Annotated in this window: 8 protein-coding genes; all 8 read right to left on the bottom strand. The window is 30.4% G+C overall.

Annotated features, from left to right (window positions below; translation table 11 throughout):
- Positions 1–90: 90 nt before the first annotated feature.
- The 8 genes from IPH62_12085 to IPH62_12050 all read right to left on the bottom strand — a co-directional run bounded on the left by IPH62_12085 (position 91) and on the right by IPH62_12050 (position 12,125).
- Complete coding sequence (locus tag IPH62_12085) at positions 91–3,699, bottom strand: nitrate reductase subunit alpha (GenBank protein MBK7106012.1); 3,609 nt, start codon at positions 3,697–3,699, stop codon at positions 91–93.
- A 21-nt stretch (positions 3,700–3,720) separates the two neighbouring features.
- Positions 3,721–4,551, bottom strand: coding sequence for a c-type cytochrome (locus IPH62_12080; GenBank protein ID MBK7106011.1), 831 nt, complete (start codon positions 4,549–4,551; stop codon positions 3,721–3,723).
- A gap of 524 nt (positions 4,552–5,075) precedes the next feature.
- Entirely contained in the window at positions 5,076–6,194 is a 1,119-nt protein-coding gene (locus tag IPH62_12075; GenBank protein ID MBK7106010.1) for a T9SS type A sorting domain-containing protein, read from the bottom strand.
- Between the two features lie 213 nt (positions 6,195–6,407).
- Positions 6,408–7,478, bottom strand: a complete 1,071-nt coding sequence (locus tag IPH62_12070; protein MBK7106009.1) for a PrsW family intramembrane metalloprotease — start codon at positions 7,476–7,478, stop codon at positions 6,408–6,410.
- Between the two features lie 681 nt (positions 7,479–8,159).
- The gene (locus IPH62_12065; protein MBK7106008.1) at positions 8,160–9,104 is read right to left on the bottom strand and encodes a cytochrome c; all 945 of its coding nucleotides are present in this window, start codon (positions 9,102–9,104) and stop codon (positions 8,160–8,162) included.
- Positions 9,105–9,186: 82 nt separating this feature from the next.
- Positions 9,187–9,990 carry a helix-turn-helix transcriptional regulator gene (locus IPH62_12060; protein MBK7106007.1) on the bottom strand — a complete coding sequence of 268 codons (804 nt, stop codon included), beginning with the start codon at positions 9,988–9,990 and terminating at the stop codon, positions 9,187–9,189.
- A 204-nt stretch (positions 9,991–10,194) separates the two neighbouring features.
- Positions 10,195–11,175, bottom strand: a complete 981-nt coding sequence (locus tag IPH62_12055) for an OmpA family protein (GenBank protein ID MBK7106006.1) — start codon at positions 11,173–11,175, stop codon at positions 10,195–10,197.
- Between the two features lie 59 nt (positions 11,176–11,234).
- Positions 11,235–12,125 (bottom strand): T9SS type A sorting domain-containing protein, encoded by an 891-nt coding sequence (locus IPH62_12050; GenBank protein MBK7106005.1) that lies wholly within the window; start codon positions 12,123–12,125, stop codon positions 11,235–11,237.
- Positions 12,126–12,182 lie beyond the last annotated feature (57 nt).

Below are 12,182 nucleotides of genomic sequence, written 5' to 3'. Positions count from 1 at the left end.
TTAATTAGTATCATTAAATTCCATCGAATTAATTTCAACTTTGGTTATTACTTAAGAAAAATTTATTTTCATTTTTTTCAATTTCATAAATCAGAAATTTACACTAGTCATTTTTTTTACATATACATGAGTATCTCTATTAGGTGCTGTTGGACCCCAATAATTGAAATGAAAAGAAAATTGACCATACCCTCCAGCAAGCAAATTTGGTTTTAAATGTGTTCTTGTTATACTATTGTTTCCGCCTGCTCGTTTATTACCACGTATTTCAGATTTAGGGATCGTAATAGTCCTTTCAACTGTATGATAAACAATGCAGACACCTTTAGGAATTCTAGAACTTACAACTGCACGAGTGCAGTAAACGCCGTTATCGTTAAAAACTTCCACCCAGTCATTATCTTTTATTTCTAATTCATTTGCATCAGCTTCACTTAACCAACAAGGTTCACAACCTCTCGATAGGGTGAGCATTCTAAGATTATCCATGTATGTTGAATGTATATGCCATTTTCCATGTGGAGTCAGACAGTTTAAGGCTTTGCCTTTTATTTCTTTTGATGTTTCATTTAAATCTCCGAAAGCTTCAGGTTTTGGCGAAGGTTTATACGTTGGAAGATGTTCACCATATTTAATATACATTTCATGATCAAGATAAAAATGTTGCCTACCTGTTAAGGTTCTCCAAGGTACCAATCTTTCAATATTATAAGTGAATGCTGAATAAGCTCTTCCATTATTCATTAAACCCGACCATACCGGTGAAGTATTATATCTTCTCGGCTGCGCTTGTAAATCCTTAAAGTTTAATCTTAAATCTTTAGTTCCTTCAGCCAAATCCGCTAGAACAAGTCCAGACTTAACTTCCATATATTTGTATGCACGTTTAGTTAGTTCTCCATTAGTTAATGAAGAAAGATGAAGTACTGCGTTAGCAGCAGAAATTGCTTCTTTGAGAGATGGATAAATTTTTCCATCAATTTTTTCCTTAGGGAAATGGTTCGAAATTAGCATTTCTTCATAAAAATCTTCACAATTATAATAATTTCCATGAGCACTAAGTCCTGTCTTCTTAATATTTTCTCCTAATGAAATAAATTTATCGTATATCTTTGTATAATCTCTTTCAATAATAGAAATTTTGTGCATTGTTTTACCAGGAATAGCTTCGCATTCATTTGTAAACCAATCATTTATTCCCGACTGAGATATTTCATCAGGAGAATCATGCGAAAGAGGGACGGTAACTACATCAATTTGCGGTTGATTAAAATTAACTTTTGCAAGTTCACTTGTTTTTAATGCAACTGCCTTAAAAATTTCCCAATCAGATTTTGATTCCCAAACTGGAGCAATTGCCGCTGATAGAGGATGAATGAATGAATGCATATCTGTACTATTTAGATCATCTTTTTCATACCAAGATGCAGCTGGTAAAACAATATCAGAATATAGAGCAGATGAATCCATTCGAAAATTTAAATCAACAACCAAATCCATTTTGCCTTCGGGCGCAACATCATGCCATTTTACTTCTTCTGTTCGATCTTCACTATCTTTTGCAATCAAATTGGAATTAGTGCCAAGATAATGTTTTAGAGCATATTCGTGCCCTTTCATACTTCCTGAAATTGCATTACCTCGCCATATATACCACACGCGCGGAAAATTTATTTCATTATCAGGATCTGCAATTGAATATTCAATTTCTCGTTTCTTTAGTTTTTCTAAAACATAATTTTTAATATCTTCTGCATCATTACTGTGTGCTTCCTTTGCTATATTCAAAGAATTTTTATTGAACTGAGGATAAAACGGCATCCAACCCATTCTCACAGATTTGAAAATCAAATCCCCCATATGTTTATTAGTTAATTCATTTTTGGGACCTGTGCTATAATCCGATGTAAGACCATCATATCGATATTGACAGGTATTTATATAATGCCAGATAGGTGTTTGCTGAAGCCGTGAACTGTTTACCCAGTCTTTTGCAAATGCAATTGCACCCCAAGAGTCCGATGGTGCAAGTTTTTCTTGTCCTACATAATGATTTAAACCGCCACCGTTTTTACCGATGCATCCACAAAGCATTAAAGCCATAATACCAGACCGGTACATAAGGTTATTATGATACCAATGATTTACTCCAGCACCGATGATTATCATGCATTTACCTTCGGTAATTTGCGCCGTATTTGCCCATTCTCTAGCGTAACTAATTACTGTTTGTGAATCAATACCTGTAAATATTTCTTGCCAAGCTGGTGTATAAGCAGAATCTTGATCCGAATAATCTAAAGGATAATCTCCATTAAGTCCTCTGCTAACTCCATATTGCGCCATGGTTAAATCATAAACAGTGGTAACGACAATTTTTTCACCGATTTTATTTTTGATAAATTTTACTGGAACACCACGATTGCGATTTTTATTCAAGCCATATTCAACAAATTCTACTTGATATATATCATCATTATCATCAATGAAAGTAAGCATAGGATCATACTTGGAATTATCAGCAGAATTTTCATACTTCATATTCCAATTTCCTTTATCCTTATCCCATCTATGACCTACGCTTCCTTTCGGCACAATAAGTCTTCTTGTTTGCGAATCAATATTTAGGAATTTCCAATCACCGTTTGAAATATTTTGATATTCTTCAATTTGATTTGCACGTAATAAACGACCTGGTTTATAAATTCCTTTTTCGTTGTTCAATTCTACTAGATAGCTAGAGTCTGTATATTTTTTTACATAATCTATAAAATATGGTGTTTTCTTTTCATGATGAAATTCATTTAAAATAATGTGAGTTACTGCCATCCAAAAAGCACCATCACTTCCCGCATGTAAAGGTATCCACTGGTCCGCATATTTAGCAACTTGATTAAAATCAGGTGCAAACACAACTGCTTTTGTTCCATTATGACGTGCCTCTGCGAAAAAATGACAGTCAGGCGTTCTTGTCATATTAAGGTTTGCTCCCATTACCGCAATCATTTTTGAATTGTACCAATCTGCGCTTTCACATACGTCGGTCTGCTCTCCCCAGATTTCAGGTGAAGCATTTGGTAAATCACAATACCAATCATAAAAACTCAAATTCACTCCACCAAACAATTGTAGAAATCTGCTTCCCGCTGCATAGCTCAGCATAGACATAGCCGGAATTGGTGAAAACCCAACAACTCGGTCAGGTCCGTATTTTTTTGCTGTATAAATATTTGCAGCAGCGATAATTTCAAGAACTTCATCCCAGGTAGTTCTTCTAAATCCACCTTTTCCTCTAGCTTTCTGATACACATTTCTTTTTTCATGATCATTCTGCAAATTTTCCCATGCTTTTATGGGATCTCCTGTTTTAATTTTCTCGTTACGATAAAAATCAATTAACGTCCCTCTAACAAGTGGATATTTTATTCTAAGTGGACTGTACAAATACCATGAAAATGAAATTCCTCTTTGACATCCGCGTGGCTCATAAGGAGGAAGATTGCTTTCAAGTAATGGATAATCTAATTGCTGTGTTTCCCATACAACAATTCCATCTTTAATATGAATCTGCCACGAACAGCCCCCTGTACAATTTACACCATGCGTACTTCTTACTATTTTATCATGTTGAAAACGATTTCTATAAAATTCTTCCCATTTTCTAGTATTAGGAGAAAATATGTCTTTTATCCAAGTCATAATTCACTTATTAATTTTTAATTATTGATGTAATGCATTAACACTTAGCTTTTTAACACGTTGCCAGTATAACAGCATTGCTAATAAAATTATGTCCAACATTAGAACAGTAAATAAAACAAAATTTGCATCACTACTTCCAGTATGGTTTTGAGTTAAATTCCAATTATCTGAATAATACAGATATGCCATTAAATATTTAATCTCTTCATCAGTTAAGGGGCTTTCAGCAAAATTATTTATCATTGCAGGGAAAGGTGGGTTTCTAATAATACCATCAACACCAGCTGCACTAAGGCGTGTAAATGCAGCACTTAAATCCACCGCGATATTTCCACCTGTGAAGACACCCGGCAATTGTACATTATGACAACTAATACAAGGTGCTGCACCGTTGGTAAATTTTTTTGTTCCTTCGAAAAGTGCTTTACCGCGTTGGATAAACAAATCGGTAACGCTTGTTGCATCGAATATTTGCTTTGGTGTTCTTACATCCGGATTATTCGGATCCGGACTATTCAAGGTGATATAATTAATCACCGCTTTAATTTCAATATTACTAAGTTGCTGATCAGGCATCACAGCATTATTATTCTCTTTAAAAAGAGATACAGCTGTTGAATCGCCTTGTGTGATAAGAGATTGCGATGAACTAATAAATTTTAATAACCAATTTTCTTCTCGTCTAGTATGAATGTTTGCCAAATCAGGTCCGATTCTTTTCCCTTCACCAATTGTATGGCACGACAAACACTTTTCAGAAAATATTTTTTCACCGGAGGGCTGTGAATAATTAAAATTTAGTAGAGAACTCAAAAAAATGAAGATAAATAAATAATTTATTTTTTTCATAAATCCATTTTCTAAAAGAATTACTCACTAGCAATTTTGTTTTGCAGAACTTTTATTCTGATTATAAAATAGTTATTATTACAAGTATTGTCAATTGAATAATTTTATATTAATTAAAATTTGTGATAATTGTTTACTTCGAAATTATACTTTAACTCTATTGTGAATTTAAAAAAATTTTAAAATGATGTCCTATATATTTAAGTCTTGTTTACAAACGATTTTCTGCTTCCAAAGAAGAAGTGTTGATTATTAATCAAAATATGTGAGGATACCTAAACAACTTTTTATTAAACCAACCCATTATCAAAGTCAAAAAATGTAAAATAATAAATGGAAGATGATGATCTTAATTATTTAAGCTGTAAAGTCATCTTGAATGAGATTTAGAAATTTTGCGAAAAAATTGACAATTGATAATAAAGCTCGGAAAATAAGACTAACAATAGAACAGTTGAATAATCCAAAAATCAAATTTAAATTAACCCTCATATATCGTATTAATGTATGAAGGTTGATTATTTTTACTTTAAAAGTGACATTTTTATTGTTTCAATATAATTCCCAGAATACAAATGGACAAAATAGGTTCCACTTGCTAATTTTGATCCATCAAACAAATAGCTATATTTCCCAGCACTTTGATATTTATTAACTAATTGTGAAACTTCATTTCCTAAAATATCATAAATTATCAGCTTTACGTATGAGTTTTCTGAGATATTGTATTCAATTTTTGTTGTAGGGTTAAATGGATTGGGATAATTTTGATTTAACGAAAATTTATTTGATATTGTTTTAAATTTTTGAACGTCGGTTATCTTTTCATCATTACTCCAACCAATACTTCCAATAATTACTCCAGAAGTGGACGGATCTTCACTATCAGTTAAAACTGATAATGACTCACCTGTTTTTGCCATAAAAAAGTAAGTTACAGATATCTCTGTACCCAGAGGAATACCAAAAAAATATGTGGTCGAAATTTCTTGCTGTCTAGCTCTTAAAGCTTCAACAACTTTCCCACTTGGTAATTTCATTGCTCCCCAAGCATCAATGTGAATATTATAGATAGTTACATCTATATTTGTCATATATAATTCCCCAGATGAATAAGATTTGGATTCAACTGAATCTTTAACAGTCCAAATTTTATCAAATGTAAGAGGAAAGTCATATTGCCTAAAAGGTGGAATATTTCTCGATATAATCTCATTTATAGTAGTGATACCATTGTCAGTAAAAGAATTGTATGAAACACTTCCTATTTCTGTAGCATTTGAAGAATTATAAAATGACCATGTTTCACTTATTCCTGATAAACTTGAATCAGAATCCAATTCAAAGTTTAAGTAAGTAGCTACATCAGAATTTGCAAAAGAATCGGCATATGGTGTAGTAGAAGTTAACACAGAGGTAAGTTCTAAAAATGTGTGTGGTGTTAAATGAGTAAAATCCCATTGATTATTACCGCCTGGTTGACCAATATTTATAGTTTCGGTAAGAGTATCGACGAATGTAATATTTGTTTTACCTACAGCGAATAAAGTACTATAATCGTTTTGAGTAATAGTAATTTGTGAAAATTCAACTGACGCGTTAAAGAGAAAAAAGCAAAAAAATATTATGTATAATTTTTTCATAACACTTCTCGTTTTGTTTATTGCTAATATAAGATAATAGGTTTTATTTAAACTTCCTATAACATTTATTAGAATAGAAAGAAATTAAATTTTTAAATCACTTTAAGTTAGAATTTGATTATAAACTACATTCCAAATTATTGTTTTGCCATTTTATATTAACTATTTTTAACTTTAATTAAATACCAATAATGAAAAATTGAAATTATTTCATTAGGCATTCATTTTAATTATTTTATTTTCATTTATAAATGAAATTTGTTCCTTTTTAATTTGTTTTAAACCTTCTTGAATAAATCCAAAAATGATTATCCAAGCTGTAATACCAAGTATTAAATATTTCAAGTGAAACGGCAGATACAAAGGTGAATTCCATATCATATGCATAATTGCTGCAATAAAAAAAATTCTTGTAAATCGCGGGTCAGAAAACATGGAAAATTGGAATTTATTATTTCCTTTAACTTTCCATAGTGCTGCACCACACATGCCAGTCCATACAATATGACCAAAAGGTGATAACATTCCCCTTAACATAATATTATCCATCATTGCTGTAGGGGATGGATCTACTAATCCGTTGTAAAGGGCATATCCAGCGCTCTCAAAAGCTGCAAAACCTACGCCTACAGCAGCACCAAAAAGTAAACCATTTAACGTGTAACTATATTTTCTAATATTTGCAACAATTAATAATGTTAAAATTTTTCCAGGCTCTTCAACAATACCAGCAACAGAAGCTCCAAGCCAATTAAGTTTAAGCGCATCACTTACCTGAAATAAAATTAAGGAAATTATAATTGATAAGATCCCACCCATAAATACTAAACGAATAACTTGATAAAGTGAAATATTTCTCCGAGCATTAACCTCAACAAAAAAAATTAAGGCAGAAATTGGAACGGCAAATGAACCTACAATAATTAATCCTGGTACAAGATTAATATTTTGAAATTCTTTCCAACCCTGAACAAATAGAAAATAAACAACCACTGCTCCTATAAAAGTTTTAAAGAATACCCATGGTCTTGGCCAATTTGTATCAACGTCTTCAATATTTGGTGTTGTAGATTTTGTTCCAACTGTAAAATATTCTTCAATTTCATCAGTCGAATGTTTTTTCAAAACATCCTCAAAAAATTCTTTAATATTGAATTCTTCAAGTTTTTCTATTCCGGCAAGATTTGTCACTCTATCACTTACTTTTATAGTAAATGGTTGATGCTCATTTTCATTCGATTGAGAATTTATTTTTTGGGAGGTATTAAATTCATCTTCATCCATAAATTACCCTGGTTTTTAAATTCATATGCGAAAAATATATATTCTATCTTGATTTAGATTTTTAAAAATCATTTTCTCATCAAGAAAATTTAAAAGGATAAGATGTCAATATTTACAGATATTTCAACTACAATTTTGGATTTTTCTTGTTAAATAGCAAGAAAAATAAGGATCTATGATCTTAATTTATAATAATAAAATTCATAATATTTATAAAAGTTTGCTGGAATTTCTCTAATTAATTATAATAATAAGTTTAGTTGATTTTTACTTTTTTTTAATCTTGCTCTTAAGCCTAATCTTACTCTATCTTTTAAAGCGATTAAGAGTAAGAATAAGATTATGAGTAAGAAAAAGATTTAATATTCGTCAACAATAAAAATCTTATTTATAAAAAATTGAGATGTCTCATCAAAAAGCTATTCGACATGTCGCAAATTTGCAATTGTCATTTCGATTCCGAAGTTTTTATGAGGAGAGAAATCTCAAAGCTTAAGTTTTACTTAATAATTCATTTTTGAAATATTTCAGAAAAAAGATACGATCTTTTCAAAATTCCGAACCATCCAAAAAATTTATAAAAATTAATAATTCATGCTAATGCAATAATTAAAATATTACAGAAAAATGCAATATTTGATAGCCAGACCATAAGGATATTCGACTTTCATTTTTGATAATTTATTTTATCTCATTAGAATAAACAATTTTGGGGATAGATTTTAAATATTCCCAAATCGCATTTATTTCATAATCAGTTAAAAGATTATATTTTTGCATTGGATATTCAAGTTTAGTTCCATTAAGATTTTTACCGGTTTTTAAAACTTTTGTGAATAATTCTAAGTTCCAATTACCTAAACCGGTTTTATCCATTGTTAAATTCTTTGAGTAAGTTATTAAATCGTTATCTGGATTTGTAAAAACATTACCTCCACCAAAGTATCCCTCGGATTTTTCAGGTTCAAAAACATTTACAGATGAAAAATCTCTACCATGACAACTGTAGCATTCATATTTTGCAGTAGCAAGATATTTTCCATAAGCAATTATATTATCCATTGGTGGAGAACTAATTTTTTCTTTTGGATAAGGCAAAGGTTCAAATGCGAGATTCATTAATATTTTAAATAACAGAGACGGATCGTTTTCTCCCGCTAAACTTTGTACAGGTTTAACCATTTCATTTTCTGATTTTAAAAATGCAACTATTGAAAAAATATCTTCATCTGATAGATTTGGAAAACGACTCATCCAAGGAGGAGTGAGCTTTCCTTCTTTTGTAATTCCAGTTCGTAATAAATAAATAAGTTCACCATCGGTATAACGACCAATGCCATATTTTACATCTTTTGTGATATTTGCAGAGTAGCTTGTTCCCATAGGACCATAGTTTGAAAAAACACGACCCCCTAATGTTCCGTCATTAGAAATATGACAAATAGCACAATTCATTGAAACAATTTTTTTACCTTCTGCTAATCTAATACTATTTATTTCAACCGTAATATCTTGGGCTTCATTTTTATAGTGAGGTGGATAACTTGCATTGAAGTATATTATTGCGACTACTACTAATGATAAAATTATAGCAATAAGGATTACCAATATTTTTAATATTTTCATGTTTATCCTCTTTAGAAATTTTGAAAATAAATATTAAAATATAAATAGCCCATAGGAAAAAATTGTACGTATAGGACAAATGTTAAAAATAAATATGTCCGTTTGCTCCTTTTCTTTCTTTTAGATAAGAAAGTGGTGTTAAGTTTGAGAAATGCTTAAAATCTCTAATAAAATGAGATTGATCGAAATATTTACATAAATATGCAATTTCAGTTAATGAATTTTTATTTTGATTAATTAACTTAACGGAATTTACAAATCTATGATATTTAATAAAATATTCGGGATTGGTGCCTAGAAATTCTAAAGCTTTTCTATGTAATTGTCTTGAAGAAATGTTGAGCAACTTTGCCATTTCAGAAATTGTTGATTTATTTGAAAGCAAAAAATGTAGTGCATTAATAAAACAAAACATTTCACATTTTTTTTTGTTTTTCTCTAATAAATTTTTAAGTTCAAAAAAGACAATTTGTTTTCTTTTAGAAAAATTATCTACTTCAATAAGTTTATACCATAATTCCTGAGCATTAGGGAAAATTTCGTTCAACTCAATTGCTTCATTTGTTATTTTGTATGCGGGTATGTTAAATAAACTTTTTAGTGCAAAAGGATAAAGTTGAATTCCAAAAAAAGCATGATGCCCTTGTGGAGTTAGACTAATTGGAATTGTATTAATACCATTTATAAAAAACTTTGGCACTAAATTAAACTTTTCATATTTTCCATATTGATATTTTACTTCAGCAGACAAATTGAAAATTACTTCAACAAAACCACTGGGAAGAATAATTTCTTTTTGATAAAATGGTATTCCATCAACTTGCCAAACTACATTGCAAATTTTGTCAAGTTCATTATCGTAAAAACGAGATGTCTCTACTTTCATAAAGAATAATGATATGTTATACCAATAGGTCTTTCTTTAAATATAAGACACCGTGTCGATAATTTCAAATAATATTTTTGACTAATGTTTTAATTTGAAATCAAAAAAAAGTCCGTATTCAGTTCTAAAATTTGATCTAATACTAACTGAAAAGCTTATTTCACATTTCTTCTGAAACTTAAAATTTATATTTGACAAGATAAATTATCTTGCAACTAACTCAACTCGTCTATTTAATTTTCTCCCTTCATCAGTTTGGTTCGTTGAAACTGGTGAAAGAGGTCCAACACCATAAGCTGAAAGTCTATTTGCATTAATACCATATTTTTTAATCAGTTCATTTACAACAGAAGTTGCACGTTGCTGAGAAAGATTCATGTTGTACTCTAATTTACCATTCATATCAGAATGCCCAACAACATATAAATTCAAATTGATATCATTTTTTAGAAGACTTGCAATTTCCTTTATTGTTGATGTAGATTCTGATTTTAAATTTGCATTATCAAAATCAAAGAAAATACTATATAGTGCAATTTTACCGGTAGTTTTTAGAGCATTTAGCATATTGTCAGCATTTATTAAAATAAGGTCATCTTTCATTTTGGTTTCTTCAATTATATCAATCATGTAAATTTTCTTATGCTGACTGTATTCTTTACCACCAATAATCACATAAGTAGTTTTGGATCCATTTAATAATTTACCAGCGATATAACAAGTACCGCCTACTGATGCTGATCCAGCTCCTAATAATATGTTTGAATTAGTAGGGTAATTATTTTTGTTATAGAATATCCCAAGCCAAGATCCTCCTCCAACTTCCTTTGAAATATTTCTATCTTTATTTATGCCTTTTGCGAGAAATTTGAATCCAGATTTTTCCATGGTTTTTAAATAATTTGAAAAAATTTGAGTAATTGTAATATTACCACTAAGCTCGTAATAGATTCTTGTAAATTTTCCCTCAATGTCTATCCAATCGCTTATTGTTTTATAACCTGACACTGGTCCAGTAGCTATGGAATATTGATTATATTCCTGTTCGTCATAAAAAACAATGTACGAACCTGGATACCTGCTAATTAAGGGATGGTCTTTGCTGTTTATTAAATCTTGCTGAGCAAAAAAAATGTTACTAAATGATATAACAATAATAAATTGAATAAGTATCTTTTTTCTCACTGTGTTACCTATATAAATTTTAAAAACATTAAACAGATTAAAATCATTTTAAAATAATTTTATTTCATTAAAATCATTTTGCCCATTTGATAATTTACTTCCGTTTTCAAAATATAAATGTAAGCTCCACTAGCCATATTTGCAGCATCCCAAGTAACATTATATTTTCCAGCAGGGAGTTTATTATTAACAAGTTCTGCAACTTGTTCACCAAGAATATTGTAAATCTTTAAATTAGCGTAAGAAAAATCAGGTATGGTAAATTTTATATTCGTTGTGGGATTGAATGGATTTGGATAATTCTGCTCAAGAGTAAATTTGTTTTGTATACCGCCATCAATTTCTTTTACATCTACTGGATAATTATCAAAGGTAAAATTATCAATAATAAACCACGTACCAATATGCGGTGTTTGGTTTTCTGGCGGTAAGATTGTTATACTAATGCTGCCATGATCTGGTTGCCAATTTGGTGGATTATTTGCATCGTATTCCATTACTATATCCAATTCCTGAAAGGATGTTGTACCTGCAGCAATTGTCGCACGTCCTTCTGCTCCTCCACCAACACTTAGGTTTATAAAAGCAATTTCAATATAAAGCATATCTCCATCTTGAGGGCTGAACTTGTATTGCCCAGAGAATTTACTAAAACGTTCTGAGAGCGGAAATGTTTGTTGTGTTTGAGAACCAGTATATAATATAGGTGGATTTGGAAATCCCCCAATACCAATCACTTCTCCTCTAACAGCAAAATTACCACTGTAGGCATCAGTTGATTTGGTAATATTTTCAAAGCCGGGAATACTACTAGATGTCCAATTAATAGGAGTACTTCCTGACCAGTTTTCAAAACCAGCATTTGGAATAGGATTTTGTGCTTGTATAAAATTTAATTGCCAAACTAACAATAGAACAATAATTAATTGTTTCAGAAACCAATGTCTCATTTTTAACTCCGATGCATTTAATTTATCTCAAAATAAGTTTATTGTTAAATGTATTTT

It is taken from the genome of Ignavibacteriota bacterium (assembly GCA_016708125.1).
Lineage (GTDB): Bacteria > Bacteroidota > Ignavibacteria > Ignavibacteriales > Melioribacteraceae.
This window is presented reverse-complemented; position numbering and strand designations above follow the sequence as displayed.

Excerpts from the sequence above, each read along its gene's own strand:
- IPH62_12070 (MBK7106009.1), bottom strand. The coding sequence starts at position 7,478 with ATGGATGAAGATGAATTTAATACCTCCCAAAAAATAAATTCTCAATCG.
- IPH62_12075 (MBK7106010.1), bottom strand. The coding sequence starts at position 6,194 with ATGAAAAAATTATACATAATATTTTTTTGCTTTTTTCTCTTTAACGCG.
- IPH62_12080 (MBK7106011.1), bottom strand. The coding sequence starts at position 4,551 with ATGAAAAAAATAAATTATTTATTTATCTTCATTTTTTTGAGTTCTCTA.
- IPH62_12065 (MBK7106008.1), bottom strand. The coding sequence starts at position 9,104 with ATGAAAATATTAAAAATATTGGTAATCCTTATTGCTATAATTTTATCA.
- IPH62_12050 (MBK7106005.1), bottom strand. The coding sequence starts at position 12,125 with ATGAGACATTGGTTTCTGAAACAATTAATTATTGTTCTATTGTTAGTT.
- IPH62_12060 (MBK7106007.1), bottom strand. The coding sequence starts at position 9,990 with ATGAAAGTAGAGACATCTCGTTTTTACGATAATGAACTTGACAAAATT.
- IPH62_12085 (MBK7106012.1), bottom strand. The coding sequence starts at position 3,699 with ATGACTTGGATAAAAGACATATTTTCTCCTAATACTAGAAAATGGGAA.